This window comes from Streptomyces canus (genome assembly GCF_041435015.1).
Classification (GTDB): Bacteria; Actinomycetota; Actinomycetes; order Streptomycetales; family Streptomycetaceae; genus Streptomyces; species Streptomyces canus_G.
Genome location: NZ_CP107989.1, coordinates 7417453 through 7433551 on the forward strand (window position 1 = coordinate 7417453; position 16099 = coordinate 7433551).

Sequence of the window (16099 nt, forward strand, 5' to 3'; positions counted from 1 at the left end):
AAACGTTGCCTGCCGAGGCACTAGCCGTCGAGGCCGATCGCGAACGCGGCCTCCAGGTCGTGCTGGGAGTAGGTCCGGAACGCCACATGCGTGTCCGTTCCCTCCACGCCCGGGATCTTGCTGATGCTGCCGGGGATGACCTCGGCGAGGTCCTCGTGCTGCTTGACCCGGACCATGGCGATCAGGTCGTACGTGCCCGTGACGGAGAAGACCTCGCTCACGGACTCCAGCGCGGCGATCCGCTCCGCGATCTCGGGGATCCGGTCCACGCTGGTCTTGATGAGGACGATCGCGGTGATCACGGCTGGTTCTCTCCCTCGGGGGACGGAGCTGGGGCGGACTTCACTCTAGTGGTACGGCCGAAGCGCACCCACGCGAAGACCAGGCCCAGGCCGAAGCCCACCAGGTGGGCCAGATAGGCGACCCCGGGGCCCTCGGAGGCGCGGCCCGCCGCCAGCCACTGCAGCGCCGCCCAGAAGGGGAGGACGACCCAGGCCGGGAAGCGCAGCGGGAGGAAGAAGAGGAACGGCAGGAGACTGGTCACCCGGGCACCGGGGAACAGGAACAGGAACGCGCCGAGGACCGCCGAGATCGCCCCCGAGGCACCGACCAGGGACTGCCCGGAGTCGGCGTTGGCGGCCGCGTAGCCCAGCAGGGCGAGGTAGCCGGAGCCGACGTAGAAGAGGAGGAACTGCACCCGGCCCATCCGTTCCTCGGTCATCACCCCGAACACGTAGAGGAAGAGCATGTTGCCCAGCAGATGCACCCAGCTGCCGTGCACGAACAGCGCGGTCGCCGGGGTCAGGGCGGCACCGGGGGAGTCCGCGAAGAGCTCGGCGGGAACCACGCCCCAGCGGTGGAAGTAGGCCCGCTGAGCGGCCAGGGCCGCGTCCCCGGAGCCGTACGCCGGATCGAGGCCCGAGGCGGGGCCGACCACGAAGACCAGACAGCACAGGGCGATCAGGCCGTAGGTGACCGGTGCCGGCCCCCACAGCGACCTTCCAGCTCCACCGACCGTCACCCTCCAGTTACTGATCACGAACACAGAGCATGGCGTAACGGGACGCAACAGCACAGACCGCCTCGCCGTCGGGCAGGCCCTGTGGACGCCCGAGCGGCGAGTACCCGCCAGGCCTTAGGGTTACGAGCCACACGCACCGGGCCGCCGGTGTGTCACGGACAATGGCTAGTAGGAAAGAGCACAGTCACGATGACGGTTCCCCTCCCGACCGCCTCGACGCGGTGGCGCTGCACCCTCTGCGGCAACCTCACGCGCTTCGACGTGACCCGCTCGTCGAAGGTCGTCGAGTACGTCCACCTCGACCTGGCCGGAGAGCCGAAGGTCGAGGAGCGCGAGGTGGTCAGTGAGACCATCGAGTCGGTGCGGTGCCGCTGGTGCAACGCCGTGGACCAGGTGGAACTCGTGGACAGGCCGGGCGCCGACTCCTGAGAGAGCCGGCCCCGCACAGTGATGGGGTGTGACGGATGGTGGAGACACAAGGCGGGGAGCCGGGCGACGGCGCCGCCGAGGTGCTCGACCGTCCGCTGCCCGACGGTGTGCGGCGCAGGGTCGTACACATCGTCTCGGAGGGCTTCGGCGGGCTGACCGTCGGCGAACTGCCCGCACAGCTCAGACAGTACGCGCGCTTCGCGCCGAACCGGCGGGCCAAGTTCGCGGGCAACGCCATGGCGGCCGCGCTGGAGACCGATCCGCTGTTCCGCCAGCGGATCGGGGAGAAGTTCAGAGAGGCCCAGCCGGAGCTGGCCGGTGCCCTCGACTCCGGTGCGCCGCCCCCGGCCGCGGATCCGCTCGATGTGGCGGCCGCGGCCTATGTTCTGCGGCCGACCGGCTGGGTCAAGCTGGTCACCGCGGCCGGCGAGGAGGCCCTGCGGGCGGACGCCGAGCGGGCCGACGAGGAGAGCCGCGCCGAGCTGGAGCGGCTGCGCGAGGAGCTCGCGGCCGCCCGCGACCAGACGCGCGCCGAGACCGAGCGGCTGCGCACCGAGCTGGAGTCCGCCAAGAAGGAAACCGAATCGCTGCACCGAAAGCTGCGCGCGGCACACAGTGACGTCAAGCGCGGTGAGGCGGCCCTGCGCAAGCTGCAGGGCGAGATGGAGACCGTACGCACCGAGGGGCAGGCCCAGGTGTCCGCCGCCGAGAGCGAGTCCCGGCGCCTGAAGGCACGCCTCGGGGAGTCGGAGGCCGCTCTGGAGGCCACGCGCAGAGCGGCGCGGGAGGGGCGCAGTGTCGAGGACATGCGCGTGCGTCTGCTTCTGGACACCGTTCTGGACGCGGCCCAGGGGCTGCGGCGGGAGCTGGCGTTGCCGCCGGTCTCCGTGCGGCCCGCCGAGACGGTGGACGCGGTCGAACCGGGCCGCATGACCCCGAAGGACATCGCCGCGCGTGCGCTGTCCGAGAACGACCCCGCGATCCTGGACCAGCTTCTGGCCCTGCCCCAGGCGCACTTGGTGGTCGACGGATACAACGTCACCAAGACCGGCTATCCCCAGATGCCGCTGGAGAAGCAGCGCCTGAGGCTCCTCGGGCAGCTCTCCCAGCTCGCCGCGCAGACGGGGGCGGAGGTGACCTGTGTCTTCGACGGGGCCGAGCTGGCCGCGCCCGTGCTGCTCGCGCCGCCGCGCGGGGTGCGGGTGCTGTTCTCCAAGGCGGGCGTCACCGCCGACGAATTGATCCGCCAGCTCGTGCGCGCCGAGCCGCCGGGGAGGCCGGTGATCGTCGCCTCGACCGACCGCGAGGTCGCCGACGGCATCGCCAAGGCGGGGGCGCGGCCGGTCGCTTCCGCGATGCTTCTGAAGCGACTGTCCTAAACATCAAAGTCCAGGTTGAATGACCGAATTAGCCGTATCGTCACGCAACGTAGCGTCAAGTTGGCCTCACTGCATGTGAGTTATGTGCAAAGAATGCAGGGCGTGACGAGATTTTGCTCCTGAGGATTTGAACTGATCACGGGAAGGTCACTAGGGTCTGGGCTCGAACCTCCGAGCGGGTGATCACTCAAAAGAAGGAGTTCACCTCCGTGGCGTCCCACCGTCGACCCAAGCAGCCGAGCCGTACGCGCGTAACCGTGCTCACGACCGCAGCGGCTGCCGCCGTGGCCCTCAGTGCCAATGCCGCCAACGCCGCGCCGAGCGAGAAGCCGAGCAAGGACGAGGTCAAGGCGAAGGTCGACGCCCTCTACGAGCAGGCCGAGCAGGCCACCGAGAAGCTCAACGGCGCCAAGGAGAAGCAGGAGAAGCTCCAGAAGGAGATCTCCACCATCCAGGACAACGTGGCCCGCGGCCAGGACGACCTGAACGAACTGCGGGACTCCATAGGCCTCGCGGCCGCCGCGCAGTACCGCAGCGGCACGATCGACTCCTCGCTCCAGCTCTTCCTGTCCTCCAACCCGGAGGACTACCTGGACCAGGCGTCCACCGCGGACCAGCTCAGCTCCCAGCAGGTCGAGGCGCTGAAGAAGATCCAGGAGAAGCAGCGCGAGCTGGCCCAGGACCGCGCCGAGGCCTCCGAGAAGCTCAAGGACCTCTCGAGCACCCGCACCGAACTGGCCAAGCAGAAGAAGGCCGTTCAGGGCAAGCTCGCCGAGGCGCAGAAGCTCCTCAACTCGCTGACGGCCGCCGAGAAGGCCGCCCTCGCCGCCGCCGACGCCCGCGCCAGCCGCTCCGCGAGCGAGCGCGTGGACCTCGGTGACGCCCCCGCGTCCTCCGCGCGGGCCCAGGCGGCCTTCAACGCCGCCCAGACCCAGCTCGGCAAGCCGTACGTCTACGGCGCCACCGGCACCGCCTCCTACGACTGCTCGGGCCTGACCTCCTGGGCCTACGCGCAGGCCGGCATCACCATCCCGCGCACCTCGCAGGCCCAGGCCAACGCCGGCACGCGCATCTACAGCATGAGCGACCTCAAGGTCGGCGACCTGGTCATCTTCTACGGCGACCTGCACCACGTCGCCCTGTACGCGGGCAACGGCCAGGTCATCCACGCCCCGCGCACCGGCACGGTCGTGCGCTACGAGTCGATCAACAACATGCCGTTCCAGTTCGGCGTACGGATCTGAGCCTCCCGACCGCCCAAGATCGCGACGACTCGCCGCCCGTTCGGGCGAATCGCGACAAGCGCACCTGACTGCACACCCCGCCCATGACCTGCGTCCTAGGCGGGGTGTCACGTTGTGTGCCCCCGGAGGTCGTTGGATACTCCCCCGCCGCGGGGCTACTGTCGGCCGCGTTTCCCCTTCGCCGGGGAACGTCTCTGTCCGTCAGTGGAAGGAGCGCGGCTTCCCGTGGGGTCCCATCGCCGCCTTGTCCAGACGTCCGGGTTCAACCGGGGCGCCGGTGCCGCCCTGTCCGTGCTGTCCGCGGCGGCCGCCGCGCTCGGCGCCGTACCGGCCGTCGCCGCCCCGTCCGACGGCACCCGGGCCGAGGTGGACCGTCTCTACGAGGAGGCCGAGCACGCCACCGAGGCCTACAACAAGGCCGACGAGCGCGCCGACTCGCTGCGCGAGGAGGTCGGAACCGCGCAGGACGGGATCGCGCGGCAGCAGGAGCGCATCAACTCCATGCGGGAGGCGCTCGGTTCGCTGGCCGGCGCCCAGTACCGCTCCGGCGGCCTCGACCCGTCCCTCGCGCTGCTGTTCTCCGACGACCCGGACGAGTACCTCGACAAGGCCGCCGTCCTCGACCGGATCAGCGCCCACCAGGCGGGTGAGCTCAAGGACCTCCAGGAGGCCATGCGCGAACTCGCCCAGGAGCGCAGCGAAGCGGCACGGAAGCTCGACGAACTGGAGAAGAGCCGCAAGGCCGTCGCCTCCCACAAGCGGACCGTCGAGACGAAGCTCGCCAGGGCACGCGAGCTGCTCAACTCCCTGCCGTCCGACGAACGCGCCGCCTACGACCGGGCCTCCCGATCCGGCCGCTCCGGGCTGCCCGACCTCTCGGGTGCGGTGGCGCCCTCGGGCCGGGCGGCCGCCGCCGTGGCCGCAGCGCAGTCCGCGATCGGCATGCCGTACGTGTGGGGTGCCAACGGGCCCACCGGCTTCGACTGTTCGGGTCTGATGCAGTGGGCCTACGCCCGGGCCGGCGTCGCCCTGCCCCGCACGTCCCAGGCCCAGCGCTACGCCGGCCGCCAGGTCCCGCTCTCCCAGGCGATGCCCGGCGACCTGGTCACCTACCGGGGCGACGCCAGCCACGTCGGCATGTACGTCGGCAACGGTCAGGTCGTCCACGCTCCCTATCCCGGCGCCCCGGTGCGCTACGACCCGGTGGGCATGATGCCGGGGGCGACGGTCACACGCCCCTGACCGACGGCTCCGATACCCGTACGATCGGGAAACATGGCTGGTCGAGGGCGGGCGTCGAAACACGGTGTCGTGGTGCTGTGCCTGCTGCTGGCCTCCCTGGTGGCCTGCGGCGGGAGACCGACGGCCACCGACACCGCCAAGGCCGACGTGCAGCGCGTCCTCGACCGGAGGGCCGCCGCCGTCCTCGACCGGGACAAGGCGGCGATCGCCGAGACGGGCACCGCGAGTTGGTTCGAGGACGTCAGCGCGGTACCGCTCGCCTCCTGGTCCTACAAGGTCACCGGCGTCCACCGCAGCGGCTCCACCGCCACCGCCGACGCGGAACTGCGCTACCAGGTCCAGGGCTACGACAGCGCCCCCGTCACCGTCGCCCGCACCCTGGACCTCTCCCTGGACGCGTCCGGCCAGTGGTACGTCGCCGACGAGAAGCCCGCCAAGAAGGCCCCGCAGCAGCTGTGGGACCAGGGCGAGGTGACGGTCGTCCGCGGAAGGCACAGCCTGGTCCTCGGCGTCGGACATTCCGGTGAGAAGCTGCACTTCTTCGCGGATCTGGCCGACCACGCCGTACCCGCCGTGTCGGACGCCTGGGGCACCGAGTGGTCCCGGCACGTCGTCGTGCTCGTACCGAGGTCCGTGGAGGGGATGGGGGGCCTGCTCGGCTCGCCCGCCTCCTCGTACCGCGGGATCGCGGCCGTCACCACCGGCGAGACCGGCGCCCCGGCGCAGGCGCCCGCGGACCGGATCATCGTCAATCCCGACGCGTACGGCCTCCTCGGCACCGTGGGCGGGCAGGTCGTGCTCACCCACGAGACCACCCATGTCGCCACCCGCGCCGACACCACCGCCGCGACCCCGCTGTGGCTGTCCGAGGGGTACGCCGACTGGGTCGGTTACCGCGGCACCGGGCGCACCCCGGTCGAGGCCGCACCGGAGCTGGGTGAGGCCGTCTCCGAGCGCCGGGTGCCGACGGTCCTGCCGTCCGACGCGGACTTCGGTTTCGCCGGCAGCGCGACCGCGCTCGCCAAGTCCTACGAGAGCGGCTGGATGGCCTGCCGGATGATCGCGGACCGGTGGGGCGAGGCGAAGCTGGGCGCCTTCTACCGGGCGGTGGGCACGCACACGAAGCGGCCGGGGGCGGTGGAGGAGGCCATGGCGAAGGTCCTCGGCACCGACCTGGAGGCGTTCACGGCCGAGTGGCGGGAGTATCTGCGGGCTCAGCTCGGCTGATCCAGGCGCTCGATGGCCTCCGCCAGCCACGCCCGCTCGGCCTGGCCGGTCGCCCGCGCCACCCGCAGCATGCCCTGCCGGAACAGGTCGTCCGTCTCTTCCGCGCGCACCGGTTCGCCGCCGTCGTAGAAGAAGCTCGCCGGCGTCTGGAGGAACTCCAGCCGCCGGCGCAGTACGGCTGCCTGCTCCCGCCGGTCCGGCAGGTGCCGCAGGAACGCGAGGACGGTGTTGAAACGGACCTGGTCGGTGATCTCGGCCTGTTTGGGGTGCCGCAGCCGCTCCAGCAGCTCCTCGTGCCCCAGACCGGTCAGCGACAGTGTCCGACGCGGGGCCGCGCTCGCGCCCGGCTCCGCCCGCTCGTCGAGCTTGCCCGCCTTGACGAGACGCGTGATCGCCGGATAGAGCGCGCCGTCGCTGACCGGGCGGACATGGCCGGTGAGCGCCTTGATGCGCTCCTTGAGCTCGTAGCCGTGCAGGGGTTCTTCGGCCAGGAAGCCGAGGATCGACAGCTCCAGCACTGCATTCCTCCTTGCGGGGGTCGTGCCCTCATGCTACCTCTTATCGAGCTACCTCTATTCGAGGTATCTCGTATCGAGGGGGACTCCTGGATGAACAGCCACCGCAAGCAGCTTGTCGCGCTCGCCCACCCCGTCTACCTCGGCCTGCTGGCCTCCGTCGCCGCCGGGATCATCAACACCGTGTGGGTCTCCCGGCTCGGCGGCCCCGCCGTCGCCGCCGTGGCCGTCGCGACCAACGCCGAGAACGTGCTGCTCGGCGTCGCGCTCGTCTTCGCCTCCGGGACGACCGTGCTGGTGGCGCATGCCCGGGGCGCACGGGATCCCGGCGGAGTGCGGGCGGCCGTGCGCGGCGGCATGGCGCTGTGGGCGCTGGTCACCCCCGTGGTCGCCGTGGGCGGCTTCCTGCTGCGCGAGCCGCTGGCCCGGCTGGTGCTCGACGGCGGCCGGTCCGTGTCCCTGGCCACCGCCTACTTCGCGATCTCGATGCCCGGCATCGCCGTCTTCTTCGCCCAGCAACTCGTCGACGGCATCCTCAAGGGCGCCGGCGACACCCGGACCCCCATGCGGCTCGCCTTCCTCGCGAACGGGCTGATCCTGGTGTGCGATCCGTTCCTGATCCACCGGTACGGCGTCCCGGGCGCCGCGGCCTCGACCGTGCTGTGCCGGGCCCTGACCCTCGGGGTGGGACTGCTCGCCCTGCGCCGGAACACCCTGCTCCGGTCGTGCCCGGGTGTCCCTGCCGGTGTCCCGCTGCGCGCGACGCTGGCCACCGGGCTGCCCATGGCCGCCGACTTCACCGTGCGCCAGGGCGGCGCGCTCGTCCTGGTGGCGATCGTGGCGCGGCTCGGGGTGACGGCGGTGGCCGCCTACTCCATCGCGTACAAGGTCATGTACGTGGCCACCATGGCCTTCTACGCCGTGCGGCAGGCCGCCTCCATCCACACCGCGCACCTGCGGGGCTCCGGACGGGACGCGCGGCGGGTGATCGGGCGGGAGGCGGTGGCCGTGTCCGGCGCGGTGGGGCTCGTGGCGGCGGTGCTGCTCCACGTGACCGCCCGCTGGATCATGGCCGCCTTCGGCGCGGGACCCGAAGTCGCCCACGACGGCGTGCTGTTCCTGCGCTGCGTCGGGCCGTACCTGCTGCTGATGGCGTGCTTCATCGCGCTCGGCGGGGTCTTCGAGGGCAGTGGACAGGCGCGGGTGCTGCTGCGGGTGACGCTGCTCGGCACGGCGGCCCAGCTGGCGCTGGCATACGGCTGCACGGGCTTCGGACTGCCCGGCGTGTGCCTGGCGATGGCGCTGGCCATGGCCCTTCAGTGCGGTGTCGTGACGGTGCTGTTCCGGCGGACGCGCGCCGGAGTTCAGGAGGAGGCGGAGGCCTCCTGGGCGGGAGCCTCGGTCTGATCCGGCACCGGGACCGCCGGAGCCGGCTTCTGGACCGTCCCCTTCCACAGCTCGCGCATGCCGATGACGGTGGCGAGGACCAGCAGGCCGTTGCGCGCGACCAGGAGGACGATGCCGCGAGGGGTGCTCCCGACGACGTCCGCGAACCAGATCGGGAACTCCAGGACCGTCACGAAGCACGCCATCAGCACCAGGACGGCCGGCACGCCCATCCGGCTCGCGCGAAAGCACAGACAGGCCGCCGCGAGACCGACCAGCCACACCATGTACTGCGGGCTGATCACGCGGCTGGTGGTGGTGAACATCAGCACCGCCACCAGCGCCGCGTCGGCCGCCGTGTGCGCCTCGAACCGGGTGGCCGCGAGCCGCCACAGCAGCAGCAGTCCGAAGGCCATGCCGGTCAGCGCGAGCGCGGCCGTGCTGACCATGGTCACCCAGGGGCCGAGGAACTCGACCGAGCCGTAGTTGAGCAGGACCGAGCCGTCCCAGCCGTGGTGCCGGGCGATGTGGAAGACCAGCGAACCCAGCGACTCCACCTCGGTGCCCCGCTCCCGCTGGAAGGTCAGGAAGGCGAAGGCCCCGGGCATCGCGACGGAGAACAGTCCGGCCACCACCACGACCGTCACCGCCGCCGAGGTCCAGACGCTCCGCCTGCGGATCCCCACGAGGATCAGCGCGGGCCACACCTTCAGCAGCGCCCCGAAGCCCACCAGCGCCCCGGCCACCTTCGGATGCCGGGCGGCCGCGAGGACCGCGGCGACGGCCACCGCGGTCACCATCACGTCGTAGCGGGAGTAGACGGTCGGGCCGAGCAGCGGTACGCCCGCCACCCACACCCAGGCTCCCCGCAGCCGCCGTCCGGGACGCAGGCCCGCGTACAGCAGCAGGAGGAGGGCGGCCAGGTCCGCGGCGAAGGCCATGAGGAAGAAGGCCTGCGTGTACTCCAGGAAGGGCAGCAGCGCGGGGGAGAGGATCGCGAGGGCCGCGGCGGGCGGATACTGCCAGGTCACGTCGGACTGCGGGAACGTTCCGGTGCGCAGGACGTCGTACCAGCCCTGATAGATGACCGACACGTCACTGGTGACGTCCGGCCCGGGGAAGACGTACACCTTGAAGACGAACAGGAGCAGCAACAGCCTGGTCACGCCCCAGGTCAGCAGCAGCCACGTCAGGGACCGCCGCACACCCGTCGTCTCCACGTGGTTCCCCGCCGTTCGCCGTCGCCCTGAAATGGTCGCTTGAGGAGAACATGATGTCCCGCTCTCCTGTGAGGGTGCCATAAGAGCGGCCGTCCCCGGCTGTGAGCTGCCGGTTCGGTAGGGTCGGCGGCGATGCACAAGACCCTGATCGTGACGAACGACTTCCCGCCCCGCCCGGGTGGCATCCAGGCGTTCCTGCACAACATGGCGCTCCGGCTCGACCCCGAGCGCCTGGTCGTCCACGCCTCCACCTGGAAACGGAGCCGGGAGGGCGTCGAGGCGACCGCCGCCTTCGACGCGGAGCAGCCCTTCACCGTCGTACGGGCTTCCACGACCATGCTGCTGCCGACGCCCGGGGCCACCCGCAGGGCCGTCGGGCTGCTGCGTGAGCACGGCTGTACGTCGGTGTGGTTCGGGGCGGCCGCGCCGCTCGGGCTGATGGCGCCGGCACTCAGGAGGGCGGGTGCCGAGCGGCTGGTGGCCACGACCCACGGGCATGAGGCCGGGTGGGCCCAACTGCCCGCCGCGCGGCAGCTGTTGGGCCGGATCGGGGAGTCGACGGACACCCTCACCTACCTCGGTGAGTACACGCGCTCGCGGATCGCCGGCGCGCTGACGCCGCAGGCGGCCGGGCGGATGGTGCAGCTGCCGCCGGGCGTCGACGAGAAGACCTTCCATCCCGGGTCGGGCGGTGACGCGGTGCGGGCACGGCTGGGGCTGACGGACCGGCCGGTGGTCGTGTGCGTGTCCCGGCTCGTGCCGCGCAAGGGGCAGGACACGCTGATTCTCGCCATGCCGCGGATCCTCACGAAGGAGCCCGACGCCGTTCTGCTGATCGTCGGCGGCGGACCCTACGAGAAGGAGCTGCGCAGGCTCGCCCACGAGACCGGTGTCGCCGACTCCGTGCGCTTCACCGGAGCCGTGCCCTGGGCCGAGCTGCCCGCCCACTACGGCGCCGGGGACGTCTTCGCGATGCCGTGCCGGACCCGCCGGGGCGGGCTCGACGTCGAGGGGCTCGGGATCGTCTACCTGGAGGCCTCCGCGACCGGCCTGCCCGTCGTCGCCGGGGACTCCGGAGGCGCCCCGGACGCGGTCCTCGACGGCGAGACCGGCTGGGTCGTGCGCGGCGGATCGGCCGAGGAGACCGCCGAGCGGATCGTCGTCCTCCTCGGCGACGCGGAACTGCGGAGGCGCATGGGGGAGCGGGGACGGGAGTGGGTCGAGGAGAAGTGGCGATGGGATTTGTTGGCGGAAAAGTTGAAGACCCTCCTATAGCCGGAGGCCGATAATCCGCCGATGCTGCGCGCATGACAGCAAAACTGATACAGCGTCAGCTGACTAGACGTCAGATCCTTGGTATGGCCGCCCTGCAGACGGCGGCCACTCTCGGCTTCACCCGTGTCGGGCTCCAGTCGGCCCGCGCGGACGAGCCCGCCGCGGTCGAGTCCGCGCCCGCCATCGTCGTCGGCTCCGGCTACGGCGCCTCCGTCGCCGCCCTCCGCCTCGGCCAGGCCGGCATCCGCACCCTCGTCCTCGAGATGGGCCGGCTGTGGAACACCGCCGGCCCCGACGGCAAGGTCTTCTGCAACACCGCCAACCCCGACCAGCGCTCCATGTGGTTCCGCACCCGCACCGAGGCGCCGCTGGCCACCTTCCTGTGGCTGGACGTCGTCAACAAGGACATCAACCCCTACCCCGGCGTCCTGGACCGCGTCCGCTTCTCCAACATGTCCGTCTTCGTGGGCCGCGGGGTCGGCGGCGGCTCCCTGGTCAACGGCTCGATGGCGGTCACCCCGCTCCAGTCCTACTTCGCCGAGCAGTTCCCGGGCATCGACACCGCGGAGATGTACAGCACGTACTTCCCGCGCGCCCGCGCCATGCTCGGCGTCAACACCGTCGACCCGGCCTGGTTCGAGTCGACCGAGTGGTATCAGTTCAGCCGGGTCTCCCGGAAGCACGCCGGCAACACCGGCCTGAAGACCACCTTCGTGCCCAGCGTCTACGACTTCGGCTACATGCAGCGCGAGGCCGCCGGCACCGCCACCAAGTCGGCCCTCGGCCAGGAGGTCATCTACGGCAACAACCACGGCAAGAAGAGCCTCGACAAGACGTATCTGGCGTCCGCGCTCGGCACCGGCAACGTCACCATCCACACCATGGAGAAGGTCACCGGGATCAGCCGGGCGAGCGACGGCAGCTGGGTGCTGACCGCCGAGCGTATCGACAACACCGGCGCGGTCGTCGAGACCAAGCAGTACGGCTGCACCTATCTGTTCCTGGGCGGCGGCAGCCTGGGCACGAGTGAACTCCTGCTCCGGTCCAAGCAGTCGGGGACCCTTCCGGCGCTGGACGCGAGCGTCGGGGCCGGCTGGGGCCCCAACGGCAACGTGATGCTCGGGCGGGCCAACCACCTGTGGGACACCGTCGGCGCCAACCAGTCGACGATGCCGGTCATGGGCATCGACGACTGGGCCAACACCGACAACCCCGTCTTCGCCGAGATCGCGCCTTTACCCACGGGACTCGAGCACTGGGTGAGCCTGTATCTGGCGATCACCAAGAACCCGCAGCGCGCGGCCTTCTCGTACTCGGGCGGCGCTCTGAACCTCAACTGGAGTGCCGCGCAGAGCTCGGTCTCCTCCGGCATGGCCAAGAAGCTCTTCGACCGGATCAACTCCGCCAACTCGACCATCTACCGGTACGACCTCTTCGGCTCCCCCAGCAGGGTCTTCGCCGACGACTTCACCTACCACCCGCTGGGCGGCTGTGTGCTGGGCAGGGCCACCGACAACTACGGCCGGGTGAAGGGCTATCCGAAGCTCTACGTCACCGACGGCTCGCTGATCCCCGGCAACATCGGGGTCAACCCGTTCGTCACCATCACCGCGCTCGCCGAACGCACGATGGCGCGGGTCCTCGCCGAGGACACCGCGCCATGACGCTCCTTCAACAGGCTTTCTACTTCGCGTAGATCGCCTCGATCTCGTCCGCGTAGTCCTTCGCCACCACGTTCCGCTTGAGCTTCAGCGACGGCGTGAGGTGGCCCGTCTCCTCCGTGAACTGGGAGGACAGAATGCGGAACTTCCGCACCGATTCCGCCTTCGACACCGCGGCGTTGCCGTCGTCGATCGCGGCCTGGATCGCCGCGTTCAGGTCCGCGTCCCCGGCCAGCGACGCCGCGGTGGAACCCGCCGGCTTGCCGTGTTCCTCGGCCCAACGGCCCAGGAACTCCTCGTCGATGGTGATCAGCGCGCCCACGAACGGCCGCCCGTCGCCCACCACCATGCACTCCGCGACCAGTGCGTGCGCCCGGATCCGGTCCTCGATCACGGCCGGCGCGACGTTCTTGCCGCCCGCGGTGACGATGATCTCCTTCTTGCGACCGGTGATCCTGAGGTAGCCGTCCTCGTCGAGGGTGCCGATGTCACCGGTGTGGAACCAGCCGTCGGTCAGCGCCTCGGCCGTGGCGGCCTCGTTGTTCCAGTAGCCCTTGAACAGGTGCTCGCCGTGCAGCAGCACCTCGCCGTCGTCCGCGATCCGGATCACCGAGCCCGGCAGCGGCTGACCGACCGTGCCGATCTTCGTGCGGTCCCACGGGTTGAACGCGGTCGCGGCACAGGACTCGGTCAGACCGTAACCCTCCAGGACCGTGAAGCCGATGCCGCGGAAGAAGTGCCCCAGGCGCTCGCCGAGCGGGGCGCCGCCGGAGATGGCGTACTCGCCCTTGCCGCCGAGGACCGCGCGCAGCTTGCTGTAGACCAGTGTGTCGAAGGTCTTGTACTTGATCTTCAGTCCGAGCGACGGACCCGACGGGGTGTCCAGGGCCTTGCTGTAGGCGATCGCCGTGTCGGCGGCCTTGTCGAAGATCTTGCCCTTGCCGTCCGCCTGCGCCTTGGCGCGCGCCGAGTTGTAGACCTTCTCGAAGACGCGCGGGACGCCCAGGATCAGCGTCGGCCGGAAGGACGCCAGCTCGTCGGTGAGGTTCTTGATGTCCGGGACCATGCCCAGCTTGATCGGTGCCATCATCGGCGCGATCTGCACGAGCCGACCGAAGACGTGCGCGAGTGGCAGGAAGAGCAGCACCGAGCAGTCACCGGTGCGGAACAGCGGGCGCAGCCGCTCCACGATGTTGCCGCACTCCGCGAAGAAGCTGCGGTGGGTGAGCACACAGCCCTTGGGACGGCCCGTGGTGCCGGAGGTGTAGACGATGGTCGCCGGGTCGTCGGCCTTCGCCAGCGAGCTGCGCTCCTCCACGGCCGCGTCGCTGATGTCCTTGCCGGCGCGGGCCAGCTCCTCGATCCCGCCGCCGTCGATCTGCCAGACGTGCTTCAGGGCGGGCAGCGCGTCGCGCACCGACTCGACGGCCGCGGTGTGACCATCCAGTTCCACGACGCAGGCGGTCGCGCCGGAGTCGCCGAGGATCCACTGGATCTGCTCCGGCGAACTGGTCTCGTACACCGGCACGGTGATCGCGCCCGCGCTCCAGATCGCGAAGTCGAGCAGCGTCCACTCGTAGCGGGTACGGGACATCAGACCGACCCGGTCGCCCGGCTGGACGCCTGAGGCGATGAGCCCCTTGGCGGCGACGTGCACCTCGGCGAGGAACGCCGTGGCCGTCACGTCCTGCCACTGACCGCCCACCTTGCGGGCGATGACGGCGACGTCGGGATGCTGCGCGGCGTTTCTACGGACGATGTCGGTGAGATTGCCGTCCGCAGGGACCTCGTACAAAGCCGGAAGGCTGAACTCGCGCAAGACTGCTGCTCCTCATAGGGCGCCGGCGCCACGACGTTGTGTGATGCGACGGTCGGTCCAAGGCTCGGGCAGGTGCTCAGAGATTCAGTGATTGAAAGCTGAGCACGACTGGACTGCCCGGACGTTACCCGCCGGTATGGCTTCTTCGACAGGGGGGTCCGGCGAGATGTTCGCTGCGTCACACGGATTGGGGTTCTTGGCGCACAGTAGTCCACCTGCTTACTGACTGGCCAGTAACCGCAGGACCGGTCGGCTCTGTTCACGTATGCCGCACAGGCCTACTCTTGATCGTCATGGCACCCACACCGGCCGGAAACCGGAAGACGCGCGTACACGTGGTCAGCGATGTGCACGGCAACGCCCATGACCTGGCCGGAGCCGGCGAGGGTGCCGACGCCCTGATCTGTCTGGGTGACCTCGTTCTCTTCCTCGACTACGCCGACCACTCGCGCGGGATCTTCCCCGACCTGTTCGGGACGGAGAACGCCGATCTGATCGTGGAACTGCGCACCGCCCGCCGTTTCGAGGAGGCGCGAGAGCTCGGGGCGCGACTGTGGGGCGGGATCGGCGCGGACCGGGCCTCCGTGATCGAGAAGGCCGTGCGCAAGCAGTACGCCGAGATGTTCGCCGCGTTCCCGACACCGACGTACGCGACCTACGGCAATGTCGACATGCCGCCTCTGTGGCCGGAGTACGCCGGACCCGGTACGACCGTGCTCGACGGCGAGCGGGTGGAGATCGGCGGCTGGACGTTCGGCTTCGTCGGCGGCGGTCTCAGGACCCCCATGCGGACGCCGTACGAGATCAGCGACGAGGAGTACGCGGCGAAGATCGAGGCGGTCGGCGAGGTGGACGTGCTGTGCACGCACATCCCGCCGGAGGTGCCGGAGCTGGTGTACGACACGGTGGCGCGGCGCTTCGAGCGGGGGAGCCGGGCGTTGCTGGACGCGATCCGCCGGACCCGGCCCCGGTACTCGCTGTTCGGTCACGTCCACCAGCCCTTGGTCCGGCGGATGCGCATCGGGGCGACCGAGTGCGTGAACGTGGGGCACTTCGCGGGGACCGGGAAGCCGTGGGCGCTGGAATGGTGAGCCCGGACGCGCGGTAGCCTTCACGCTGCACAGACGTGCGTACCACCCTTCCTCACCGGACCATATCTGGAGGAGCCACGGCGATGGCGGAACACACCAGTTCGAGCATCACGATCGAAGCTGCGCCTGCCGACGTCATGGCGGTGATCGCGGACTTCGCCCGCTACCCGGACTGGACGGGCGAGGTGAAGCAGGCGGAGGTCCTCTCGACGGACGCCTCCGGCCGCGCCGAGCAGGTCCGGCTGGTCATGGACGCGGGCGCCATCAAGGACGACCAGGTCCTCGGCTACACGTGGACCGGCGAGAACGAGGTCTCCTGGACGCTGGTGAAGTCCCAGATGCTGCGGCAGCTGGACGGCTCGTACCTGCTGAAGCCGGCGGGTGCGGGGGCGACGGAGGTCACGTACCTGCTGACGGTCGACGTCAAGATCCCGATGCTCGGCATGATCAAGCGCAAGGCCGAGAAGGTCATCATCGACCGTGCGCTGGCGGGGCTGAAGAAGCGGGTGGAGTCGGGGGAGTAGGGGCACTCGCCGAGGGGGTGCCTGCCCGCAGCCGCGTGATCGCAGAGCGAGGCACCTCCTTTCCTT

15 protein-coding genes are annotated in these 16099 nt (G+C 70.3%); 10 read left to right on the top strand and 5 right to left on the bottom strand.

Going from position 1 to position 16099, the window contains the following annotated elements; all coding sequences use genetic code 11:
- Window positions 1-20: 20 nt before the first annotated feature.
- Both OG841_RS33870 and OG841_RS33875 read right to left on the bottom strand, forming a co-directional pair.
- Window positions 21-302 (bottom strand): Lrp/AsnC family transcriptional regulator, encoded by a 282-nt coding sequence (locus OG841_RS33870; RefSeq protein WP_057611794.1) that lies wholly within the window; start codon window positions 300-302, stop codon window positions 21-23.
- Window positions 299-1039, bottom strand: coding sequence for a rhomboid family intramembrane serine protease (locus OG841_RS33875; protein WP_365118333.1), 741 nt, complete (start codon window positions 1037-1039; stop codon window positions 299-301). The genes OG841_RS33870 and OG841_RS33875 overlap by 4 nt, the downstream gene beginning before the upstream one ends.
- Window positions 1040-1210: 171 nt before the next feature.
- Between OG841_RS33875 and OG841_RS33880 the strand changes: the two genes are divergently transcribed.
- From OG841_RS33880 to OG841_RS33900, 5 genes are all read left to right on the top strand, one after another.
- The gene (locus tag OG841_RS33880; RefSeq protein ID WP_020137397.1) at window positions 1211-1450 is read left to right on the top strand and encodes a hypothetical protein; all 240 of its coding nucleotides are present in this window, start codon (window positions 1211-1213) and stop codon (window positions 1448-1450) included.
- A 35-nt stretch (window positions 1451-1485) separates the two neighbouring features.
- On the top strand, window positions 1486-2829 hold the full coding sequence (locus tag OG841_RS33885; protein ID WP_328637915.1) for an NYN domain-containing protein: 1344 nt from the start codon (window positions 1486-1488) through the stop codon (window positions 2827-2829).
- A 209-nt stretch (window positions 2830-3038) separates the two neighbouring features.
- Entirely contained in the window at window positions 3039-4073 is a 1035-nt protein-coding gene (locus OG841_RS33890) for a C40 family peptidase (RefSeq protein WP_328637914.1), read from the top strand.
- Between the two features lie 225 nt (window positions 4074-4298).
- Entirely contained in the window at window positions 4299-5315 is a 1017-nt protein-coding gene (locus tag OG841_RS33895; protein ID WP_328637913.1) for a C40 family peptidase, read from the top strand.
- A 33-nt stretch (window positions 5316-5348) separates the two neighbouring features.
- Window positions 5349-6542: a hypothetical protein gene (locus OG841_RS33900; protein ID WP_365118338.1), complete on the top strand. Its 1194-nt coding sequence runs from the start codon at window positions 5349-5351 to the stop codon at window positions 6540-6542.
- Here OG841_RS33900 and OG841_RS33905 read toward each other — a convergent pair.
- Window positions 6530-7060: a PadR family transcriptional regulator gene (locus OG841_RS33905; RefSeq protein ID WP_326669279.1), complete on the bottom strand. Its 531-nt coding sequence runs from the start codon at window positions 7058-7060 to the stop codon at window positions 6530-6532. The genes OG841_RS33900 and OG841_RS33905 overlap by 13 nt on opposite strands.
- Before the next feature lie 90 nt (window positions 7061-7150).
- Here OG841_RS33905 and OG841_RS33910 point away from each other — a divergent pair, with 90 nt between their 5' ends.
- Entirely contained in the window at window positions 7151-8464 is a 1314-nt protein-coding gene (locus tag OG841_RS33910; RefSeq protein WP_371567908.1) for an MATE family efflux transporter, read from the top strand.
- Here the strand turns inward: OG841_RS33910 and OG841_RS33915 are convergent.
- Window positions 8422-9663 carry a glycosyltransferase 87 family protein gene (locus OG841_RS33915; RefSeq protein ID WP_371567912.1) on the bottom strand — a complete coding sequence of 414 codons (1242 nt, stop codon included), beginning with the start codon at window positions 9661-9663 and terminating at the stop codon, window positions 8422-8424. The two genes, OG841_RS33910 and OG841_RS33915, sit on opposite strands and share 43 nt — an antisense overlap.
- 132 nt (window positions 9664-9795) lie before the next feature.
- Here OG841_RS33915 and OG841_RS33920 point away from each other — a divergent pair, with 132 nt between their 5' ends.
- Together OG841_RS33920 and OG841_RS33925 are read left to right on the top strand one after the other, a co-directional pair.
- Window positions 9796-10938 (top strand): glycosyltransferase family 4 protein, encoded by a 1143-nt coding sequence (locus OG841_RS33920; RefSeq protein WP_328637908.1) that lies wholly within the window; start codon window positions 9796-9798, stop codon window positions 10936-10938.
- An 83-nt stretch (window positions 10939-11021) separates the two neighbouring features.
- Window positions 11022-12602: a GMC oxidoreductase gene (locus tag OG841_RS33925; RefSeq protein ID WP_328637907.1), complete on the top strand. Its 1581-nt coding sequence runs from the start codon at window positions 11022-11024 to the stop codon at window positions 12600-12602.
- Between the two features lie 19 nt (window positions 12603-12621).
- Here OG841_RS33925 and OG841_RS33930 read toward each other — a convergent pair whose 3' ends face one another.
- Entirely contained in the window at window positions 12622-14418 is a 1797-nt protein-coding gene (locus tag OG841_RS33930) for an AMP-dependent synthetase/ligase (protein WP_328637906.1), read from the bottom strand.
- A 293-nt stretch (window positions 14419-14711) separates the two neighbouring features.
- Here OG841_RS33930 and OG841_RS33935 point away from each other — a divergent pair, with 293 nt between their 5' ends.
- Both OG841_RS33935 and OG841_RS33940 read left to right on the top strand, forming a co-directional pair.
- Window positions 14712-15509, top strand: coding sequence for a metallophosphoesterase family protein (locus OG841_RS33935; protein ID WP_365118351.1), 798 nt, complete (start codon window positions 14712-14714; stop codon window positions 15507-15509).
- 83 nt (window positions 15510-15592) lie between these two features.
- Complete coding sequence (locus tag OG841_RS33940; RefSeq protein ID WP_328637905.1) at window positions 15593-16033, top strand: SRPBCC family protein; 441 nt, start codon at window positions 15593-15595, stop codon at window positions 16031-16033.
- Window positions 16034-16099 lie beyond the last annotated feature (66 nt).